Below are 21,387 nucleotides of genomic sequence, written 5' to 3'. Positions count from 1 at the left end.
CGTCGGGCTGTTGGTGAGCGCGGGGAGTCGGTCGGGACTTCCCGCGTTTGCATGTCTGGCTATTTGTACGTCCAGCGGCGTTTGGCGGGCGCAGAAAAATAATTTGCGAAAGGGGCTTGCGGAGATGTCATCGGCTCTTCATAATCTCGTTTCTCTGCTGCTGATGCAGCGACGCAAGGCGGAAGTTGAAGTAAGGCTTGTCTTGCGATGTGCTCTTTAAAAACTAACAGCCGATAAGTGTGGGCGCTTGATGGCGAGTGCGGCTGGTTCTTCGGAATCGGCGATAGCAAAAGTATCAAGAGTCTCACACGAAGTATCAGAGGAAGGTTTGTTCATCTTTGGATGGAATAAATCATCGTCAGTACGTTGAGTGAGCGACCTATTCGGAAGAATAGAAAACAGTAACAGGTATTGAACTGAAGAGTTTGATCCTGGCTCAGATTGAACGCTGGCGGCATGCCTTACACATGCAAGTCGAACGGCAGCACGGGGGCAACCCTGGTGGCGAGTGGCGAACGGGTGAGTAATACATCGGAACGTGTCCTGTAGTGGGGGATAGCCCGGCGAAAGCCGGATTAATACCGCATACGACCTAAGGGAGAAAGCGGGGGATCTTCGGACCTCGCGCTATAGGGGCGGCCGATGGCAGATTAGCTAGTTGGTGGGGTAAAGGCCTACCAAGGCGACGATCTGTAGCTGGTCTGAGAGGACGACCAGCCACACTGGGACTGAGACACGGCCCAGACTCCTACGGGAGGCAGCAGTGGGGAATTTTGGACAATGGGGGCAACCCTGATCCAGCAATGCCGCGTGTGTGAAGAAGGCCTTCGGGTTGTAAAGCACTTTTGTCCGGAAAGAAAACTTCGTCCCTAATATGGATGGAGGATGACGGTACCGGAAGAATAAGCACCGGCTAACTACGTGCCAGCAGCCGCGGTAATACGTAGGGTGCGAGCGTTAATCGGAATTACTGGGCGTAAAGCGTGCGCAGGCGGTCTGTTAAGACCGATGTGAAATCCCCGGGCTTAACCTGGGAACTGCATTGGTGACTGGCAGGCTTTGAGTGTGGCAGAGGGAGGTAGAATTCCACGTGTAGCAGTGAAATGCGTAGAGATGTGGAGGAATACCGATGGCGAAGGCAGCCTCCTGGGCCAACACTGACGCTCATGCACGAAAGCGTGGGGAGCAAACAGGATTAGATACCCTGGTAGTCCACGCCCTAAACGATGTCAACTAGTTGTTGGGGATTCATTTCCTTAGTAACGTAGCTAACGCGTGAAGTTGACCGCCTGGGGAGTACGGTCGCAAGATTAAAACTCAAAGGAATTGACGGGGACCCGCACAAGCGGTGGATGATGTGGATTAATTCGATGCAACGCGAAAAACCTTACCTACCCTTGACATGGTCGGAACCCTGCTGAAAGGTGGGGGTGCTCGAAAGAGAACCGGCGCACAGGTGCTGCATGGCTGTCGTCAGCTCGTGTCGTGAGATGTTGGGTTAAGTCCCGCAACGAGCGCAACCCTTGTCCTTAGTTGCTACGCAAGAGCACTCTAAGGAGACTGCCGGTGACAAACCGGAGGAAGGTGGGGATGACGTCAAGTCCTCATGGCCCTTATGGGTAGGGCTTCACACGTCATACAATGGTCGGAACAGAGGGTTGCCAAGCCGCGAGGTGGAGCCAATCCCAGAAAACCGATCGTAGTCCGGATCGCAGTCTGCAACTCGACTGCGTGAAGCTGGAATCGCTAGTAATCGCGGATCAGCATGCCGCGGTGAATACGTTCCCGGGTCTTGTACACACCGCCCGTCACACCATGGGAGTGGGTTTCACCAGAAGTAGGTAGCCTAACCGCAAGGAGGGCGCTTACCACGGTGGGATTCATGACTGGGGTGAAGTCGTAACAAGGTAGCCGTATCGGAAGGTGCGGCTGGATCACCTCCTTTCTCGAGCTTCGCACACGAAGTTAAGCGCTCACGCTTATCGGCTGTTGTTTGAAGACAGGCTTTGGGTCTGTAGCTCAGTCGGTTAGAGCACCGTCTTGATAAGGCGGGGGTCGTTGGTTCGAATCCAACCAGACCCACCACGGTCAAGATGAGTCAGGCAGTCAGTGAGGCTGCAGACGCAAGACGCGGGGGATTAGCTCAGCTGGGAGAGCACCTGCTTTGCAAGCAGGGGGTCGTCGGTTCGATCCCGTCATCCTCCACCAAGTCCTCAATGCGCAGTGTTTCGTGAAGCACTTTGCATTGGCGATTGAAAGCCAGTTGATGTCGCAGGCGAGTGAAGTGAGCTTGTCGGCTAAACGTTCTTTAACAATCTGGAAGAAGTAGTAAAGAGACTATCTAAAAGCACTTAGAGATGGGTGTGAGTCGGGTAGTCAGGGTAGTGATTGTATCAAGTATGAAAAGTGATCTTGATGATGACTTGGAATACGGCACAACGCGAATACTCAGCCTATGGCGAGGGTGGCTCGAGAGAGACACACTTGTTATAGGGTCAAGCGAACAAGTGCATGTGGTGGATGCCTTGGCGATCACAGGCGATGAAGGACGCGGTAGCCTGCGAAAAGTTGTGGGGAGCTGGCAAACGAGCTTTGATCCACAAATGTCCGAATGGGGAAACCCACTCCTAATGGAGTACCCACAACTGAATACATAGGTTGTGTGGAGCGAACGCGGTGAACTGAAACATCTAAGTAACCGCAGGAAAAGAAATCAACCGAGATTCCCAAAGTAGTGGCGAGCGAAATGGGATCAGCCTGTACTCTTTATCTTTGTTGTTAGTCGAACGCTCTGGAAAGTGCGGCCATAGCAGGTGATAGCCCTGTAGACGAAAACAGCGAGGAAGAACTAGGGGTACGACAAGTAGGGCGGGACACGTGAAATCCTGTCTGAAGATGGGGGGACCATCCTCCAAGGCTAAATACTCGTGATCGACCGATAGTGAACCAGTACCGTGAGGGAAAGGCGAAAAGAACCCCGGGAGGGGAGTGAAATAGATCCTGAAACCGCATGCATACAAACAGTCGGAGCCTGGAAACGGGTGACGGCGTACCTTTTGTATAATGGGTCAGCGACTTACGTTCAGTAGCGAGCTTAACTGATTAAGGCAGGCGTAGCGAAAGCGAGTCCGAACAGGGCGATCAGTTGCTGGGCGTAGACCCGAAACCAAGTGATCTATCCATGGCCAGGTTGAAGGTGCGGTAACACGTACTGGAGGACCGAACCCACTAACGTTGAAAAGTTAGGGGATGAGCTGTGGATAGGGGTGAAAGGCTAAACAAACTTGGAAATAGCTGGTTCTCTCCGAAAACTATTTAGGTAGTGCCTCGTGTATCACCTTCGGGGGTAGAGCACTGTCATGGTTGTGGGGTCCATTGCGGATTACTACGCCATAGCAAACTCCGAATACCGAAGAGTGCAATCACGGGAGACAGACATCGGGTGCTAACGTCCGGTGTCAAGAGGGAAACAACCCAGACCGCCAGCTAAGGTCCCAAAGATTGGCTAAGTGGGAAACGAAGTGGGAAGGCTAAAACAGTCAGGAGGTTGGCTTAGAAGCAGCCACCCTTTAAAGAAAGCGTAATAGCTCACTGATCGAGTCGTCCTGCGCGGAAGATGTAACGGGGCTCAAGCCAGTCACCGAAGCTGCGGATGCGTACGCAAGTACGTGTGGTAGGAGAGCGTTCCGTAAGCCTGCGAAGGTGCGTTGAAAAGCGTGCTGGAGGTATCGGAAGTGCGAATGCTGACATGAGTAGCGATAAAGGGGGTGAAAAGCCCCCTCGCCGTAAGCCCAAGGTTTCCTACGCAACGTTCATCGGCGTAGGGTGAGTCGGCCCCTAAGGCGAGGCAGAAATGCGTAGCTGATGGGAAGCAGGTCAATATTCCTGCACCATTGTTAGATGCGATGGGGGGACGGATCGCGGAAGGTTGTCCGGGTGTTGGACGTCCCGGTCGCTGCGTTGGAGAAGGCACTTAGGCAAATCCGGGTGCGTAATTCAAGGGCGTGGCGCGAGCTTCTTCGGAAGCGAAGCAATTGGAAGTGGTTCCAAGAAAAGCCTCTAAGCTTCAGTCTAACGATGACCGTACCGCAAACCGACACAGGTGGGCGAGATGAGTATTCTAAGGCGCTTGAGAGAACTCGGGAGAAGGAACTCGGCAAATTGGTACCGTAACTTCGGGATAAGGTACGCCCTTGTAGCTTGACTGGCCTGCGCCAGGAGGGTGAAAGGGTTGCAATAAACTGGTGGCTGCGACTGTTTAATAAAAACACAGCACTCTGCAAACACGAAAGTGGACGTATAGGGTGTGACGCCTGCCCGGTGCCGGAAGATTAAATGATGGGGTGCAAGCTCTTGATTGAAGTCCCGGTAAACGGCGGCCGTAACTATAACGGTCCTAAGGTAGCGAAATTCCTTGTCGGGTAAGTTCCGACCTGCACGAATGGCGTAACGATGGCCACACTGTCTCCTCCCGAGACTCAGCGAAGTTGAAGTGTTTGTGATGATGCAATCTCCCCGCGGCTAGACGGAAAGACCCCATGAACCTTTACTGTAGCTTTGCATTGGACTTTGAACCGATCTGTGTAGGATAGGTGGGAGGCTATGAAACCGGAACGCCAGTTTCGGTGGAGCCGTCCTTGAAATACCACCCTGGTTTGTTTGAGGTTCTAACCTTGGCCCGTGATCCGGGTCGGGGACAGTGCATGGTAGGCAGTTTGACTGGGGCGGTCTCCTCCCAAAGCGTAACGGAGGAGTACGAAGGTACGCTAGGTACGGTCGGAAATCGTGCTGATAGTGCAATGGCATAAGCGTGCTTAACTGCGAGACCGACAAGTCGAGCAGGTGCGAAAGCAGGTCATAGTGATCCGGTGGTTCTGTATGGAAGGGCCATCGCTCAACGGATAAAAGGTACTCTGGGGATAACAGGCTGATACCGCCCAAGAGTTCATATCGACGGCGGTGTTTGGCACCTCGATGTCGGCTCATCTCATCCTGGGGCTGTAGCCGGTCCCAAGGGTATGGCTGTTCGCCATTTAAAGAGGTACGTGAGCTGGGTTTAAAACGTCGTGAGACAGTTTGGTCCCTATCTGCCGTGGGCGTTGGATATTTGAAGGGGGCTGCTCCTAGTACGAGAGGACCGGAGTGGACGAACCTCTGGTGTACCGGTTGTGACGCCAGTCGCATCGCCGGGTAGCTATGTTCGGAAGAGATAACCGCTGAAAGCATCTAAGCGGGAAACTCGCCTTAAGATGAGATATCCCCGGGGCTTCGAGCCCCTTGAAGGGTCGTTCCAGACCAGGACGTTGATAGGTCAGGTGTGTAAGTGCAGTAATGCATTGAGCTAACTGATACTAATTGCCCGTAAGGCTTGATCCTATAACCAGTGTGTTTCACGTACTGACTTGGCGCCACAGCGCTTGGTCAATACCACCCCTGGTTGAGTAGCGTTGTGCGACACTCACTCCCCAAACACTTCTACTTCTTCCCAGATTGGTTGTCGCGCCCACCCAGGCGAGACAACAACAAGTCATGCCTGATGACCATAGCGAGTCGGTCCCACCCCTTCCCATCCCGAACAGGACCGTGAAACGACTCCACGCCGATGATAGTGCGGATACCCGTGTGAAAGTAGGTAATCGTCAGGCTCCTCATGCTTCAAACAAAAACCCCACCCCAAAAGGTGGGGTTTTTGCGTTTGAAGCGCGGCATTTGCATCAACGAAGTCTGTTCCGGTGCCGTTCCAACTCCGATGCGCTGCTTCAGTCGGTAGAATGGCATCGAAAGGTTGTACCCATCATGCCGACCCATCCCGGAGCGCATATGAGAACGAGCCTGTTGATTGCCGCCGTCAGCGCGACGCTGCTTTTTGCGGCGTGCGGCAAGAAGAACGATGCAAGCGAGTCCAGCCTCGGCGAAGCGATTTCCGCCGACATGAAAACGAATCGCGGCTTGCTATGCCTGAATCGCAGCGGCCGCGGCCCCTACGCGTTCCCATCGGCCTATAGCAATCGGGACCTCAACGAATATTCGGCTGCCGCGCTGCGCGAACAGCTCGCTGCGCTCGAAAAGAGCGGGCTCATCGCGCGAGCGGCCCCGACATCCGCGAACGCCAACGCCAAACAGAACGGCCTCGCGTACAGCCTTACGGGCGAAGGGCAAAAGTACGCGGTCGAAACCAACCGGCCCGCCGGCGATCCGAACGCGACGAGCGATCCGCGCGCCTGGATGCTTTGTTACGCGCACGTCAAGCTGGACAAGGTCGTGAGCTGGACCGAGCCCGATCCCACCGCTCACCGTTCCGACGTTACCTACACCTACAAGCTGGAGAGCGTGGCTCCGTGGGCCGACGATCGCGACATCAAGCGCGCTTTCCCGGAGGTAACCGCCTCAGACCGCGAAGCAGGCGAGACGAAGCTGCATGTCATCCTGGAACAGCGTGAAGACGGCTGGGTCCGCGTCGACTGAGGACCATCGCCGCATGTCCGAGCAAGACTTCGATCCTTCCGCCGGCCCGCCGCGCATGTCCGACGTCGCGCGTCTCGCCGGCGTGTCGAAGATGACCGTATCGCGCGTGCTCGCCGGACATAGCGTTGCGTTGGCGACGCGCGAACGCGTGCAGCAAGCTATCGACGAACTCGGCTACGTCGCCGATGCCGCTGCCGGCGCGTTGTCGTCCGGCCGTTCGGAATTCGTTGCCGTGCTGGTGCCGTCGCTTGCGAGCTCGAATTTCTCCGACACGGTGCGCGGTCTTTCCGCGTCGCTCGAACCGCACGGCCTGCAATTGCTGATCGGCGACACGGACTACCATCTGGATCGCGAGGAACGGCTTGTGCGCTCGATGCTGCGTCATCAGCCGCGCTGCATCGCGTTGACGGGCTCGCGTCACACCGAAGCGACGCGCACGCTGTTGCGCCGCTCGGGCATTCCTGTCGTGGAGATGTGGGATTCGCCTTCCGATCCGATCGATGCCGCCGTCGGTTTTTCCAACGTCAGCGCCGCGCGCGCAATGGTGCGGTATCTGGCGGACGCAGGCTACCAACGCATCGGCTTCCTGGGCGGGGCGAGCGAGCTCGACCGTCGCGGTCTCGATCGTCTGAAAGGCTTTCGTGCGCAGATGAAGGCGCTCGGCCTCGACGATCGACGCATCATCCGTCTCGGCGATTCGCCCATCACGATGAGTCACGGCGGCCCGGCGATGGCCGCACTGCTCGAAGCATGGCCCGACACGCAGGCCGTGATGTGCGTGAGCGACATGTCCGCGTTCGGCGCGATAATGGAATGTCACCGGCGCGGCCTCACCGTACCGGACGATATCGCCGTCGCGGGCTTCGGCAATTTCGAGGTTGCCGCATGCTGCACGCCATCGATCACGACGGTTTCCGTCGACGCATACGGCATCGGCCTGCGCACCGGAGAGACCTTGCTCGCGGCGCTCGAAGCGCGCGATCAGGGCGTTGCTGCACCGCCGGCCAAGCGCGTGCGCGTGGCCTATTCCGTGATAGCGCGCGAAAGCGCTTAAGCCGAAGCAGTAACGCGATTGCGTGCTAACATTGATCGCGATGTTACCGGTAACACCACTATGAACACAGCGTCGAACGACTGTGAATGATGGAGAGACACCTCATGCCCCAACAGAATCCCAAGCGCCTGCGCAGCCAGGAGTGGTTCGACGATCCCTCGCACGCCGACATGACCGCGCTATACGTCGAGCGCTTCATGAATTACGGCCTGACGCGCGAGGAATTGCAATCGGGCCGCCCGATCATCGGCATTGCGCAGACCGGCAGCGATCTCGCGCCTTGCAACCGCCATCACATCGAACTGGCCGCGCGCACGAAGGCGGGCATTCGCGATGCCGGCGGCATCCCGATGGAGTTCCCCGTGCATCCGCTCGCGGAGCAGAGCAGGCGTCCGACCGCCGCGCTGGATCGCAATCTCGCATATCTCGGTCTCGTCGAAATCCTGCACGGCTTTCCGCTCGATGGCGTCGTGCTCACCACCGGATGCGACAAGACCACGCCCGCATGTCTGATGGCGGCCGCCACCGTCGACATGCCCGCGATCGTCCTCTCGGGCGGTCCGATGCTCGATGGCTGGTACGAAGGCAAGCGGGTCGGTTCGGGCACGGTGATCTGGCACGCGCGCAATCTGCTCGCGGCGGGCGAGATCGATTACGAAGGCTTCATGCGCCTGACGACCGCATCGTCGCCGTCGATCGGACATTGCAACACGATGGGCACCGCGCTCTCGATGAACAGTCTCGCCGAAGCACTCGGCATGTCCTTGCCGACGTGCGCGAGCATTCCCGCCGCGTATCGCGAGCGCGGACAGATGGCGTATGCCACGGGCAAGCGCATCGTCGACATGGTGCGTGAAGAGTTGAGGACGTCGAAGATCATGACGCGCGAGGCGTTCATTAACGCGATCGTCGTTGCATCCGCGTTGGGTGCATCGACGAATTGCCCGCCGCATTTGATCGCGATCGCGCGGCACATGGGCATCGAACTGAGTCTCGACGACTGGCAGCGCCACGGCGAGCAAGTGCCGCTCATCGTGAACTGCATGCCCGCGGGTGAGTATCTCGGCGAGAGTTTTCATCGCTCGGGCGGAGTGCCTGCGGTCCTTAGGCAACTCGACGAGGCCGGACTCATCGCGCGCGATTGTCTGACGGTGTCGGGCCGCACGATCGGCGAGATCGCGAGCGATGCGCCCGCCGCCGACAACGAGGTCATCCGCACGGCGGACGATCCGCTGAAACACGGCGCGGGTTTCATGGTCCTGTCGGGCAATTTCTTCGATAGCGCCATCATGAAGATGTCGGTCGTCGGCGATGCGTTCAGAAAGACCTATCTGAGCGAGCCGGGCGCGGAGAACACGTTCGAAGCGCGCGCGATCGTCTTCGACGGTCCCGAGGATTACCACGCGCGCATCAACGATCCGTCGCTCGAGATCGACGAGCACTGCATTCTCGTGATTCGCGGCTGCGGCACCGTTGCGTATCCCGGCAGTGCGGAGGTCGTGAACATGGCGCCGCCCGCCGAGCTCATCAAGCGCGGCATCGATTCGCTGCCCTGCATGGGCGACGGCCGGCAAAGCGGCACGTCCGCGAGTCCGTCGATTCTGAACATGTCGCCGGAAGCGGCAATCGGCGGCGGTCTTGCGATGCTGCGCACGAACGACCGGATTCGCGTCGATCTGAACGCCCGCAGCGTGAACGTGCTGCTCGACGAAGCCGAACTCGAAAGCCGTCGCGCGCAATCGTCGTTCGCCGCGCCGGTTGCGCAGACGCCGTGGCAGGAGTTGTATCGGCAGACGGTCGGACAGTTGTCGACGGGCGGATGCCTCGAACCCGCGACGCTGTATCTGAAGGTCATCGAAACGCGCGGCAATCCGCGTCATTCACATTGAGCGAGCCGCCATGTCCTACGCCATCTATCCGAGTCTTGCGGGCAAGCGTGTTGTCGTGACGGGCGGCGGCAGCGGCATCGGCGCGGCGATCGTCGAGGCGTTCGCGAAGCAGGGCGCGCGCGTGTTTTTCATCGATGTCGCCGAGGCCGATTCGCGTCAACTCGAACAGACGCTCGCGAGCGAGCAGCATGCGCCGAAGTTCCTTCGTTGCGATTTGCGCGATGCCGGCGCGATCGAGCAAGCCTTCGATGCCATTGCGAGCGAAGCCGGTTCCATCGACGTGCTGATCAACAATGCCGCGAGCGACGACCGCCATCATTGGGACGATGTGAGCGCTGCGTACTGGGACGAGCGCATGGCCGTGAATCTGCGGCATCAGTTCTTCTGCGCGCAGGCGGCCGCGAAGCGCATGCGCGCGCAGAAGCAAGGCGCGATCGTGAACATGGGCTCGATCTCATGGCATCTCGCGCTGCCCGATCTCACGCTTTACATGACCGCGAAGGCCGCGATCGAAGGGCTCACGCGCGGCCTTGCGCGCGAACTCGGTGAGCATGGCATTCGCGTGAACACGGTGATTCCCGGCGCGGTGCGTACGCCGCGCCAGATGAAGTTGTGGCAGTCGCCGGAGAGCGAGGCGCAGCTGCTTGCGCAGCAATGTCTGCATGAGCGGATCGACCCGGAACACATCGCGCGCATGGTGCTGTTCCTCGCATCCGACGATGCGGCGCGCTGCACCGCGCGCGACTATTACGTCGATGCCGGATGGTTCGGCACCTGACGCGTCACCCGATGCGTTACCTGATGGTTACGTCACGCGCACGTCGCGACGCCGCACCACTTTCGGCGTTGGCTTGACCGTCGGCATCGTGCCGCTTTCGATGTAGTGCTGCACGGCGTCGGCGGCATCGTGGTAGTCGCGTTCATCGAGCCAATGCCAGACCGCAGCGAGAAAGAGGCCGAGCCCCGCGTTTCCACAATGGGCGATGACTTCAGTAATGCCCTCCGCGAGCGCTTCGTCGCGGCCTTCGGGCCGCATCGCGCTCGCGATGTGCGATGCCGCGCGGGACACCAGCATGGCGTGCATCGTATGCAATTGCGGGTTGAACGTGTTTGTTGCGTTTCTTCTTTGACTGCCACTCATGACGCCCCCGTCTCTGGCACCGGCCTGCTGCGTGCTGGGATGCGATGTCCGCATCGAAAAAGCAGCACGCGCCGCGATTGGATTTCGAAAACGCCTTGTTTCGGCGCTGGGGCAGTTGAACGCAAGAAGCGGGCCGACTCCGGCTTAGAGCGATGAATTATCTAGCCCGGCCTTGCGGGACGAGGCGCAACGCAATTTTCCGATGATCGGACCAGAGCGCGCACAGCGTGCTCTCCATGCATTCCGTACAATCGACTGCCCGCGATGCGCGCACTTCGTCAAAACATGCATCTCTTCTTCGCTTTTTGCTCCGATGTGTTCGCGCGACGTAGTCATGTCGCGTTGTGCGCGCTCGCGTTGCTCGCGGGTTGCGCGTCAGGCACGCCGGCGCGCAGCCAGGAAGCTGCATCGCGCGAGCCGCAGCCGCTGCATCACGCAAAACGCACTTCGTCGGGCTACGAGAACAACTACGGAACCTTGCCGCGCGAATCGTTCCTGAAGTGGCGCTGGGAGCGCTTCAAGCAAGGCTTGCCGAAGCCGCCGGCGAACGGCTATCACTTTCCGATGGCGCATCCCGACATCGCCTGGCTCAAGGCCAACCGCACCGCCGACACGCTCACCTGGATCGGTCATGCAAGCGCGCTCGTGCAGATCGACGGCGTGAACATCCTCACCGATCCGGTGTTCTCGGAACGCGCGTCGCCGTTCTCGTTCATCGGCCCGAAGCGCAAGACGCCGCCCGGCCTTACGCTCGACGAGCTGCCGCATATCGACATCGTACTGATCTCGCACAATCACTACGATCACCTCGACAAGCCGAGCGTCGAAGCGCTCAACCGTCAGGCGGGCGGGCCGCCGCGCTTTCTCGTGCCGCTCGGCATCGAACAGTGGATGAACGATATCGGCATAACGAATGTGGAAGAGCTCGATTGGAGCGACGAAACGCACGCGGCCGGCCTCGATATCTGGTTCGTGCCGAGCCAGCACTGGTCCGCGCGCACGCCATTCGACCGCGCGGAAACGCTGTGGGGCGGCTGGGTGGTGAAAACGCCGGCAGGCGCGGCGCGTCCGTATTCGTTTTACTTCGCGGGCGATACGGGCTACTCGCCGGACTTCCGCGATATCGCCGCGCGTTTCGGCGGCTTCGATCTCGCGCTCATTCCGATCGGCGCGTACGATCCGCGCTGGTTCATGCAGGCGCAGCACGTCGATCCCGAAGAAGCCGTGCGCATCTTCCAGGACGTGCATGCGAAAAAGGCGATCGGCATTCACTGGGGTTCGTTCGAGCTGACCGACGAACCGCTCGACGAGCCGCCGCGCCGTCTGGCCGAAGCCGTGCGCCGCGCCGGCCTGCCCGCGGACGCGTTCACCGTGCTGAAACACGGTGAAATGATTCATCTCGACACACCGGATTCAAGCGCAGCCACAATCGGCCGTTAACACGGTGTGGCAGCGCGTCTTTCACGCGCGGAAATCCATCTGCATCTGCGACGCCTCGCGTTTCTCGCGCGGCGCGCGGTCGTCCTTTTCCAGTTATAGGGCTCAAACGCGTGAAGCAACTGTCCATCCGGCATCGCATTCTGGCGAGCTTCGGCATCATCCTTACCCTGATGCTCGTCATGGCCGCATTGTCATACACGCTGCTCGGCGGAATCGATCGCGAAGCAAAGAGCCTCGAAGACGATTCGATGATCGGCTTCTCGGTCTCCAACGACCTGCGCGCGGCCTGGATCGAGAACTACACGCTGACGCAGCGGCTCGTCTTCATCGACCGCGACGAAGAGCAGATACGCCGCGACACGCAGCATCTCGCCGAAACGCGGGCGAGCATCGACAAGCTGCTGGAAACGTACGCGCCGACCATCTTCGAAGAAGACGACCGTCGCCTCTTCAACGAATTCAAGCGCCAGCGCGACCTCTACCTTCCGGTACAGGATCAGACGCTGCGAGAGCTCGCGGGTTCGAAGGACGCGGCCGTCGCGACTTTCAATACGCGTCTCACGCCGGCGTGGGAAGCGGGTCAGGCCGCGACGCGCGCGCTCGTCGAGCATAACGAAGTCTTCAACGCGAAATCGGTGCAAAGCATTCGCGGCTCGGTGCAGAAATCGGAAACGACGCTCATCGTCATCATGGTCGTGGCGATCGGGGCGGCGGCGGTGCTCGGCTTCATGCTGATGAAGGCGCTGACGGTGCCGATGCTGCGCATGGTCGACGTCGTCGACAAGATGCGTACCGGCGATCTCACGCAGCGCCTCGCGCTCGCGCGCCGCGACGAGTTCGGCACGCTGGAGGCGGGCTTCAACCGCATGACCGATGAACTCACGGGCCTCGTCGGCCAGGCGCAGAAATCGGCCGTGCAGGTGACGACGTCGGTATCGGAGATCGCCGCGACCGCGCGCGAGCAGCAGGCCACGGCGAGCGAAACGGCCGCGACGACGACGGAAATCGGCGCGACGTCGCGGGAGATTTTCGCGACCGCCCGCGATCTCGTCCGCACGATGAACGAAGTCTCGGGCGTGGCGGAGCAATCGGCGGCGCTCGCGGGCACCGGTCAGGCGGGGCTTACGCGCATGGAGGAAACCATGCGCCTCGTGATGGAAGCGGCAGGCTCGGTGAACGGCAAGCTCGCGATCCTCAACGAGAAGGCGGGCAACATCAATCAGGTCGTCGCGACCATCACGAAAGTTGCGGATCAAACCAATCTGCTTTCGTTGAACGCGGCGATCGAAGCGGAAAAGGCGGGCGAGTACGGGCGCGGCTTCGCGGTGGTCGCGACGGAAATCCGCCGCCTCGCCGATCAGACGGCGGTCGCGACGTTCGACATCGAGCAGATGGTGAAGGAGATTCAATCGGCGGTCGCGGCGGGCGTGATGGGCATGGACAAGTTCTCGGAGGAAGTGCGCCGCGGCATGCTCGACGTGCAGCAGGTAGGCGGACAGCTTTCGCAGATCATCCATCAGGTGCAGACGCTCGCGCCGCGCTTCTCGATGATCAACGAAGGCATGCAGACGCAGGCGACCGGCGCGGACCAGATTTCGCAGGCGCTCTCGCAACTCTCCGAGGCCGCGCAACAGACGGCCGAGTCGCTGCGCCAGTCGTCGCAGGCAATCGACGATCTCACGCACGTCGCGAACGGTCTGCGCACGGGTGTGTCGCGCTTCAGAATCGCCGCTTAAAGGCGCGCCGCGATGCTCTTCGTCCAGTTCACGCTCGACGCCGACCGCTATCTTCTCGACAGCGCGCAGGTCGAGCGCATGCTGCCGCTCGCGCCGCTGAAGACGCTGCCGGGCGCGCCCGCATGGGTCGCGGGCGTGCTCGACTGCGAAGGCGCCAACGTGCCCGTCATCGATCTCGCGGCGCTCGCGCTCGCGCGTGCCTCGCACGAGAGAGTGTCGACGCGGCTCGCGCTCGTCGCGTATCCGCGTTGCGGCGACGACGGCGCGATAAAGCATCATCGGCTCGGTCTTCTGCTCGAACAGGCGACGCGCACCGTCACCTTCGATGCCGCTTCGTTCACCGATGCGGGCATCGACACGCCGCACGCGCGCTATCTCGGTCCGCTCGCGCGTGACGAGCGAGGCCTGCTGCAATGGGTTCGCATCGAGCATCTGTTGCCCGATGACGTGCAGACGCTGCTCTTCGCCGGGAGCGAAGCATGAGCGCGCTGCCGAGCGCCTTCGCGGACGAAGCATTCGGCGTCGGCCGCTTCATCGAGCTGTTGCATCGCACGATCGGCCTCGATGCCGAATCGATCGGCGCGAACGCCGTATCGCGCGCGGTGCGCGAACGCTTCCACCTGTGGCACGACGAGCAAGGCGGCACGCTCGACGATTACTACCGCGCGGTGATGCAGGACGGCGCGCGCATGCAGGAGTTGATCGAAGCGGTGGTCGTGCCGGAGACGTGGTTCTTCCGCGATCCCGAAGCGTTCGCCGCCCTCGCGCGACTTGCGCGCGTGCGTCTGCATGAACGGCCCGCGAAGCCGCTGCGCGTGCTGAGCGCGCCGTGCTCGACCGGCGAGGAAGCCTATACCGTCGCGATGGCGCTGATCGAAGCGGGCATCGCTGCCGAGCGCTTCACCATCGACGCGATCGACGTGAGCGAACGCGCGCTCGCTATTGCGCGCCGCGCGCATTACGGGCGCAACGCGTTTCGCGGACGCGCGCTCGGTTTTCGCGACCGTCATTTCCGCGCGACCGATGGCGGCTGGCAGCTCGATCCCGCCGTCGCACAGAGCGTGCGCTTCTCGCAAGCGAATCTGCTGCAACTCGATACGCATGCGTTCGAGCGCTTCGATTTCATTCTGTGCCGCAACGTGCTGATCTATTTCGATCGCGATACGCAGCGCGCCGTTCTGCGCGTGCTCGATGGCTTGCTCGCAGAAGGCGGCACGCTGTTCGTCGGTCCGGCGGAGACGGGTCTTCTGATGCGCGAGGGTATGAGTTCCGCGAACATTCCGCTCGCCTTCGCGTTCAATCGGCCCGAGCGCGAGCGCGCGAACGTGTTCGATGGTGCATGGCCGAGTCCGCAGATCATCGCGAAGCCGATGAAGCCCGCGTTCGTGTTGCCCGCATGGGCGAGTGCGCCGACCGTCGTTCGTGCGATGCCGGTTGCGAAGCCGCCCGCCGAACCCGCGCCGCCGGCAAGTCTTGCGCACGCGCGTCAACTCGCCGATGCCGGCCAGCTCGACACCGCTGCGAATGCCGCGCACGCGTATCTCGACGCGCATCCGTCGAACGCGGATGCGTACTATCTGCTTGGCGTGATCGCCGATGCGCGTGGCGAGCATCAGGCATCGCGCGGGCATTATCGTCGTGCGTTGTATCTCGATCCCGCGCATCGCGAGGCGCTCACGCATCTCGCCGCGTGTCTCTCGCTCGACGGCGATGAAAGCGGCGCGCGTCTGCTGCTCGCGCGTGCGCAACGCGTGACGGAGCGCGCGCGATGAACGCACGCGACATCGGCGTCACGAACGATATCGACGATTGCTGGAACCGCATCGGCGTGCGCGGCGATGCGTCATGCCCGAAGCTCGAACGCTACGTGCATTGCCGCAATTGCCCGGTTCATGATGAAGCCGCAGCGCGCGTGCTGGATCGCGTGGAAGCGCGTACGTCGATCGTCGCTTCGGCGGTCGTCGAACGAGGCGACAAGCAAACCGATACGCTCTCATGTCTCGTGTTTCGCATCGGCGGCGAATGGCTCGGCTTGCCGACGAACCTCTGCGCGCAAGTGGCGCAATTGCGCCCGGTGCACTCGCTGCCGCATCGGCGCAATCGCGCGGTGCTGGGCGTCGTGAACGTGCGCGGCAGATTGATCGTGTGCGCTTCGCTGGCGCGGCTGTTCGGCATCGAAGCGGACGAAAGCGCTGCAAAAAACGTATCGCTCGATGCCCGCGAACTCGGGCGTCTCATCGTCATGCAGTGCGGCAATGGCGATCACGAAGCTCCGATCGCTTTTCCCGTCGATGCCGTCGACGGCGTGCATCGCTTCACGCAGGCGCAGCTTCAGCCGGTGCCCGCGACGCTCGCCCAGCGCCTGTCGTCGAACGCGCATGCGGTGGCCGCGTTCAGGCACGCGACCGTCGGCCTGCTCGACGCCGATCGACTCATCGACAGCCTGAGCCGGAGTCTCACATGACGAGCATCGATGCGGGAGGTTCGTCGCTGCTCGACCTCTTTCAGGAAGAAGCGCGCGGGCAGGCGCAGATTCTTTCCGATGGCCTCATCGCGCTCGAACGTGCGCCGCGCGATCCCGTCACGCTCGAAGCGAGCATGCGCGCCGCGCATTCGCTGAAGGGCGCGGCGCGTGTCGTTGGCGTGCCGGTCGGCGTGACGCTCGCGCATGTGATGGAAGATTGTTTCGTCGCAGCGCAGGAAGGGCGCATCGTGCTCGATGCGGGTTACATCGACATGCTGTTGCGCGGTGTCGATCTGATCGTGCAGATCGGCGAGGCGCGCGATATCGATGCACAGACCGCGCTCGAACGCGAAGTCGATGCGTTCGTGGATGGCCTCAGCGCGCATATGGAAGGCGCAACATCCCAACGCGAACTTACACCGACGAAACCGTCCGAGCCAATTCCGGCACCATCGCGCACGAACGAAGCTCGCATGTTGCGCATGCGCGCGGACACGCTCGATCGTCTGCTGAGTCATTCGGGCGAATCGCTCGTCGAATCGCGCTGGCTGAAGCCGTTTTCGCAATCGATGCTGCGCGTGAAGCGCGTGCAGCACGATGCGAGCCGCGCGCTCGAACGCCTGCACGAATCGCTGACCGATTCGCACGCCGCGCAACTCGATGCACGCACACACGCCGCGCTCGACGAAGCGCGTCGTTTGACGGCGGAAGCGCATCGTCAGTTGAGCGAGCGTCTGGCTGAACTGGAAAACTACGACCGGCGTTCGACGCATCTCGCCCAGCAGATCTACGACGAAGCGCTCGCGTGCCGCATGCGTCCCTTCGTCGATGCAACGGGCGGCTTCGCGCGCATGGTGCGCGATGTCGCGCGCGGACTCGGCCGCGACGTGCGTCTCGTCATCGCGGGCGAATCGACGCAGGTCGATCGCGACATTCTCGATCTGCTCGACGCGCCGCTCGGGCATCTATTGCGCAACGCGGTCGATCACGGCATCGAGCCGCCCTCATTGCGCCGCGCGCTCGGCAAGCCCGAAACCGGCACGATCACGCTCGAAGCGCGCCATAGCGCGGGCTCGCTTTTCATCAGCGTGTCCGACGACGGCGCGGGCGTCGATCTCGATGCGCTTCGCCGCGCGGTCGTGCGCAAGCGTCTCGCGAGCGAAGATACAGCCGCGCGCCTCACCGAAGCGGAACTGCTCGAGTTTCTCTTGCTGCCCGGCTTTTCGATGCGCGATGCCGTCACCGATGTATCCGGCCGCGGCGTCGGCCTCGATGCGGTGCAGGACATCGTGCGGCAAGTGCGCGGCAGCGTGCGCGTGACGCAGGAAACGCATGTAGGCACGCGCATCGCGCTGCAATTGCCGCTGACGTTGTCGGTGATCCGCAGCCTGATCGTCGAAGTGGCGGGCGAGCCCTACGGACTGCCGCTCGCGCATGTCGCGCGCACGCTGGTGCTGCCCGCGAGCGCCATCGACATGCTCGAAGGCCAGCAGCATTTTTCCTTCGACGGCAAGCGCATCGGCCTCGTCACCGCGCATCAGATTCTCGAAACCGCCGCGTTCGAAGCCGCGAGCGAAAGGCTCAACGTCGTCGTCATCGGACAAGGCGCGGCGAGTTACGGCATCGTCGTCGATCGCTTTCTCGGCGAGCGGATGCTCGTGGTGCAACCGCTCGACAAGCGCCTCGGCAAGGTGCGCAACATCGCGGCGGGCGCGCTGATGGAGAACGGCGATCCGCTGCTCATCGCCGATCTCGACGACTGGCTGCGTTCCGTCGAGAAGCTCGTCGGCAGCGGCGAGCTCGGGCGCGTCGGTGCCGGCGCTTCGCGTGCGCGCGTGGCGAGCGCGAAGCGCGTGCTCGTCGTCGACGATTCGCTCACCGTGCGCGAACTCGAACGCAAGCTGCTCGCGTCGCGCGGCTACGACGTGTCCGTCGCGGTCGATGGCATGGACGGCTGGAACGCGGTGCGCGGCGCGGACTTCGATCTCGTCATCACCGATATCGACATGCCGCGGCTCGATGGCATCGAGCTCGTCACGCTCATCAAGCGCGATGCGGAACTCGCCGCCCTGCCGGTGATGATCGTGTCGTACAAGGATCGCGCGGAAGATCGTCAGCGCGGCCTCGACGCGGGCGCGGACTATTACCTCGCGAAAGGCAGCTTTCACGATCAGGCGTTGATCGATGCCGTGCGCGATCTCATCGGCGAGGCGAAGACATGAAGATCGGCATCGTCAACGATGTTGCACTCGCGGTGGAAGCGTTGCGTCGCGCGCTCGCGTCGCGGCCCGACTTGGAGATCGCGTGGATCGCGCACGACGGCCAGCAGGCGATCGACTATTGCGCGGCGCACACGCCCGATGTCGTGCTGATGGATCTCGTGATGCCGAATGTCGATGGCGTGCAGGCGTCGCGGACCATCATGGCGCGTTCGCCGTGCGCGATTCTCGTCGTCACGGTCGATGTCGGCGCGAACGCATGGCGCGTCTATGAAGCGATGGGCGCGGGCGCGCTCGATGCCGTCGATACGCCCGCGCTCGCCGGCGCCGATGCGCGTCGCGGTGCGGCGGCGCTGATCGCGAAGATCGATCAGATCGGCGCGCGGCTCGCATCGTCGAGCGTTTTGCCCGCCATGAAGAGCGGCGATCGTCTCGTCGCGATAGGCGCATCGGCGGGCGGACCGTCCGCGCTCGCGACACTGCTCGGCGCGTTGCCGAAGCATTTCGCGGCGGCGCTCGTCATCGTGCAGCACGTCGATCGCGCGTTCGCCGAAGGCATGGCGCAATGGCTCGATGCGCAATCGGCGCTGCCCGTGCGTATCGCGCGTGAAGGCGACAGGCCCGCGCCCGGCGAAGTGCTGCTCGCCGCGACCAACGATCATCTGCATTTCGCCGACGCCACGCGCCTAGGCTACACCGCGCATCCGGAGCAATTGCCGTATCGCCCGTCCGTCGACGTGTTCTTTCAGAGCGTGACCGAGCGCTGGACCGGACGCGCGGTCGGCGTGCTGCTGACCGGCATGGGCCGCGACGGCGCGATCGGACTGAAGGCGATGCGCGCGAAGGGTTATCACACCATCGCGCAGGACGAGGCGACGAGCGCGGTGTACGGCATGCCGAAGGCGGCGGCCGCGCTCAACGCGGCGGCGTCGATACTGCCGCTGCCGCGCATCGCGGATGCGATCGCCAAGGCGTTCGACTGAGCTCAGCGAAGCACATCAACCAAGGACACGCGTTTCATGAAAACTCCTCATCCCGATCCGCTGGCCGAGCGCGCGAAACGGGCCGCGGCCGCCGCGTCGGCGAGCATCGAGCGCGCGGGCTCGCGTGCAATCGCGGACGAGCGCGCCGTGTCCGATCTGCTCGCCGCCGCATTGAACGCGCCGCCCGCCGCCGAGTTGCCGGTGATGGTGCTGCTCGTCGACGATCAGGCGATCATCGCGGAAGCGTTGCGCCGCGCGCTCGCCGAAGAGCGCAACGTCGATCTGCATTACTGCGCGAATCCGGAAGAGGCGTTGCGCACCGCGCAGGAAACGCGGCCGACGGTGATCCTGCAGGATCTCGTGATGCCCGGCGTCGATGGCCTGACGCTCGTTCGTCAGTATCGCGAGCATCCGGCGACGCGCGATATCCCGATCATCGTGCTCTCGACGAAGGAAGAGCCGCGCATCAAGAGCGCGGCATTCGCGGCGGGCGCGAACGACTATCTCGTGAAGCTGCCCGATACCATCGAGCTCGTCGCGCGCGTGCGCTATCACTCGCGTTCGTATCAGAACCTGCTGCAACGCGACGAAGCGTATCGCGCGCTGCGTCAGTCGCAGCAGAAGCTGCTCGAAACGAATCTGGAATTGCAGCGCCTGACGCATTCGGACGGGCTGACGGGTTTGTCGAATCGCCGCCGTCTCGACGATTATCTGAACGCGGAATGGCGGCGCGCCGCTCGCGAGCATGCGTCCATCGGCTTTCTGATGATCGATGTCGATAACTTCAAGTCGTACAACGACACGTATGGCCACGTCGCCGGCGACGATGTGCTGAAGCTCGTCGCGCATACGATCGAATCGAGTCTCGCCAGTCCGACCGATCTCGCCGCGCGCTTCGGCGGCGAGGAATTCGCGGTCGTGCTGCTCTCGACATCGGCGCCGGGCTTGCGTCTGCTCGGCGAGAAAATACGCATCGCGGTCGAGGCGCTGGACGTGCCGCATGCGGGTTCGTCGAGCGGGCGCGTGACGATCAGCGTCGGCGGCGCGATACAGATGGCGATGCACGACGATGCGTCGAAGCAGCTCGTCGAAGCCGCCGATCTCGCGCTGTATCGCGCGAAGAGAGACGGGAAGAACCGGGTGATCGTCACCTGACGAAAAAACGCGCGGCCTTCGTCGAAGCCCGCGCGTTTTGCTTTACGGCGTGTGCTGCGTGAATGGCGTCATCGCCTGAACACGCCGAGCAGCAAGGTCGCCAGAAAGATCACGATAAAGATGAAGAACAGGATCTTGGCGATTTCCGCCGCGCCCGTTGCGATTCCGCCGAAGCCGAAGACGGCCGCGATGATCGCGATGATGAAGAAGATGACAGCGTAACGGAGCATGTTGCCCTCCTTGGTGGATCGGATGATCGGTTGATCGGTCGATATGCAGGCGGATCGATGCCGCCGCTTTCGCTCATCGGTTTTCCCGCGCATCGTTCAAAGCAACGGACGTGCCCAGCGCATCGCCCGCGTGCCGGAGATGCAAAAACGCCGCAATGAAAGGAACATTGCGGCGTCGCGGATCGCGCTTGCCTTCGCGCGATGTGTCCGGCTGTCGAGGCTAACGGCCTAGTGTGCGATCGGAGTCGGTTTCATCGTCGTCGTCTTCGTCGTCGACGCTGTTGAGCGCATCCGGCAGGTTGTTCTCCAGTTCATCGCGTTCGATCTGATCGGCTAGGTCGAGGGATTTGCGCGTGGCGGGACCGGACGGGCGATTGGCTCCAGACATGGCGTACTCCTTGAACAGATTTCAAAGCCGCGCCGACGATTCGGCGCGAACCAACGGACTAGCAAGGCTTGTACGCGCCGGGCTGAATAGTCCGCCTTAAAGGATCGCTTAAGGATCAGTTGAGGATCGTTCGGGCGGAAAGGTGAACAGACCGTGCTGACGATAAAGAAACGCAGTCCCAATCTTGCAAGCAGGACGGCAGATTTTGCGTGCCGGCGCGTAA

The 21,387-nt window shown here is 61.7% G+C and carries 15 protein-coding genes, 2 tRNA genes and 3 rRNA genes; 17 read left to right on the top strand and 3 right to left on the bottom strand.

The features are described 5' to 3' along the window. The first annotated feature begins 413 nt into the window (after window positions 1–413). The 9 genes from LDZ23_RS19970 to xylB all read left to right on the top strand — a co-directional run bounded on the left by LDZ23_RS19970 (window position 414) and on the right by xylB (window position 10,186). A 16S ribosomal RNA gene (locus LDZ23_RS19970) occupies window positions 414–1,945 on the top strand. A gap of 63 nt (window positions 1,946–2,008) precedes the next feature. Beyond that, window positions 2,009–2,085, top strand: a tRNA-Ile gene (locus tag LDZ23_RS19965). A 47-nt stretch (window positions 2,086–2,132) separates the two neighbouring features. After that, window positions 2,133–2,208: transfer RNA gene (locus LDZ23_RS19960), tRNA-Ala, on the top strand. Window positions 2,209–2,493: 285 nt separating this feature from the next. Then, window positions 2,494–5,376 (top strand): 23S ribosomal RNA (locus LDZ23_RS19955). 156 nt (window positions 5,377–5,532) lie between these two features. After that, window positions 5,533–5,645, top strand: a 5S ribosomal RNA gene (gene rrf, locus LDZ23_RS19950). Together the 16S, 23S and 5S rRNA genes with 2 tRNA genes alongside form the textbook arrangement of a ribosomal RNA operon. Window positions 5,646–5,820: 175 nt before the next feature. Then, window positions 5,821–6,465 (top strand): SEN1982 family lipoprotein, encoded by a 645-nt coding sequence (locus LDZ23_RS19945; RefSeq protein WP_008352775.1) that lies wholly within the window; start codon window positions 5,821–5,823, stop codon window positions 6,463–6,465. Window positions 6,466–6,478: 13 nt separating this feature from the next. Beyond that, on the top strand, window positions 6,479–7,519 hold the full coding sequence (locus LDZ23_RS19940; protein WP_008352776.1) for a LacI family DNA-binding transcriptional regulator: 1,041 nt from the start codon (window positions 6,479–6,481) through the stop codon (window positions 7,517–7,519). Between the two features lie 104 nt (window positions 7,520–7,623). Further along, window positions 7,624–9,408, top strand: a complete 1,785-nt coding sequence (locus LDZ23_RS19935) for an IlvD/Edd family dehydratase (RefSeq protein WP_244808161.1) — start codon at window positions 7,624–7,626, stop codon at window positions 9,406–9,408. A 10-nt stretch (window positions 9,409–9,418) separates the two neighbouring features. Then, window positions 9,419–10,186 carry a D-xylose 1-dehydrogenase gene (gene xylB, locus LDZ23_RS19930; protein ID WP_008352779.1) on the top strand — a complete coding sequence of 256 codons (768 nt, stop codon included), beginning with the start codon at window positions 9,419–9,421 and terminating at the stop codon, window positions 10,184–10,186. Window positions 10,187–10,213: 27 nt separating this feature from the next. On the opposite strand, the gene LDZ23_RS19925 is transcribed toward xylB, so the two are convergent. Next, window positions 10,214–10,483 carry a hypothetical protein gene (locus tag LDZ23_RS19925; RefSeq protein ID WP_008352782.1) on the bottom strand — a complete coding sequence of 90 codons (270 nt, stop codon included), beginning with the start codon at window positions 10,481–10,483 and terminating at the stop codon, window positions 10,214–10,216. Window positions 10,484–10,813: 330 nt separating this feature from the next. On the opposite strand from LDZ23_RS19925, the gene LDZ23_RS19920 reads away from it, so the two are divergent. From LDZ23_RS19920 to LDZ23_RS19885, 8 genes are all read left to right on the top strand, one after another. Further along, window positions 10,814–11,989, top strand: a complete 1,176-nt coding sequence (locus LDZ23_RS19920) for an MBL fold metallo-hydrolase (RefSeq protein WP_241484923.1) — start codon at window positions 10,814–10,816, stop codon at window positions 11,987–11,989. 170 nt (window positions 11,990–12,159) lie between these two features. Then, entirely contained in the window at window positions 12,160–13,725 is a 1,566-nt protein-coding gene (locus LDZ23_RS19915; RefSeq protein WP_249798694.1) for a methyl-accepting chemotaxis protein, read from the top strand. Window positions 13,726–13,737: 12 nt separating this feature from the next. Beyond that, a complete protein-coding gene (locus tag LDZ23_RS19910) occupies window positions 13,738–14,208 on the top strand; it encodes a chemotaxis protein CheW (RefSeq protein ID WP_008352785.1) in 471 nt (156 codons plus the stop codon). Next, complete coding sequence (locus LDZ23_RS19905; RefSeq protein WP_008352788.1) at window positions 14,205–15,497, top strand: CheR family methyltransferase; 1,293 nt, start codon at window positions 14,205–14,207, stop codon at window positions 15,495–15,497. Before LDZ23_RS19910 ends, LDZ23_RS19905 begins: the two co-directional genes overlap by 4 nt. Then, window positions 15,494–16,189, top strand: a complete 696-nt coding sequence (locus LDZ23_RS19900; RefSeq protein ID WP_008352789.1) for a chemotaxis protein CheW — start codon at window positions 15,494–15,496, stop codon at window positions 16,187–16,189. Before LDZ23_RS19905 ends, LDZ23_RS19900 begins: the two co-directional genes overlap by 4 nt. Beyond that, on the top strand, window positions 16,186–18,411 hold the full coding sequence (locus LDZ23_RS19895) for a hybrid sensor histidine kinase/response regulator (RefSeq protein WP_034474163.1): 2,226 nt from the start codon (window positions 16,186–16,188) through the stop codon (window positions 18,409–18,411). Before LDZ23_RS19900 ends, LDZ23_RS19895 begins: the two co-directional genes overlap by 4 nt. Further along, window positions 18,408–19,391: a chemotaxis response regulator protein-glutamate methylesterase gene (cheB, locus tag LDZ23_RS19890; RefSeq protein ID WP_008352791.1), complete on the top strand. Its 984-nt coding sequence runs from the start codon at window positions 18,408–18,410 to the stop codon at window positions 19,389–19,391. The genes LDZ23_RS19895 and cheB overlap by 4 nt, the downstream gene beginning before the upstream one ends. Before the next feature lie 36 nt (window positions 19,392–19,427). Beyond that, window positions 19,428–20,546 (top strand): diguanylate cyclase, encoded by a 1,119-nt coding sequence (locus tag LDZ23_RS19885; protein ID WP_008352792.1) that lies wholly within the window; start codon window positions 19,428–19,430, stop codon window positions 20,544–20,546. A 68-nt stretch (window positions 20,547–20,614) separates the two neighbouring features. On the opposite strand, the gene LDZ23_RS19880 is transcribed toward LDZ23_RS19885, so the two are convergent. Continuing rightward, window positions 20,615–20,776, bottom strand: a complete 162-nt coding sequence (locus LDZ23_RS19880; protein ID WP_008352793.1) for a DUF1328 family protein — start codon at window positions 20,774–20,776, stop codon at window positions 20,615–20,617. 220 nt (window positions 20,777–20,996) lie between these two features. After that, window positions 20,997–21,164, bottom strand: coding sequence for a hypothetical protein (locus LDZ23_RS19875; protein ID WP_160172929.1), 168 nt, complete (start codon window positions 21,162–21,164; stop codon window positions 20,997–20,999). Between the last annotated feature and the right edge of the window lie 223 nt (window positions 21,165–21,387).

Source organism: Caballeronia zhejiangensis, assembly GCF_022879815.1.
GTDB lineage: Bacteria > Pseudomonadota > Gammaproteobacteria > Burkholderiales > Burkholderiaceae > Caballeronia > Caballeronia zhejiangensis.
This window is presented reverse-complemented; position numbering and strand designations above follow the sequence as displayed.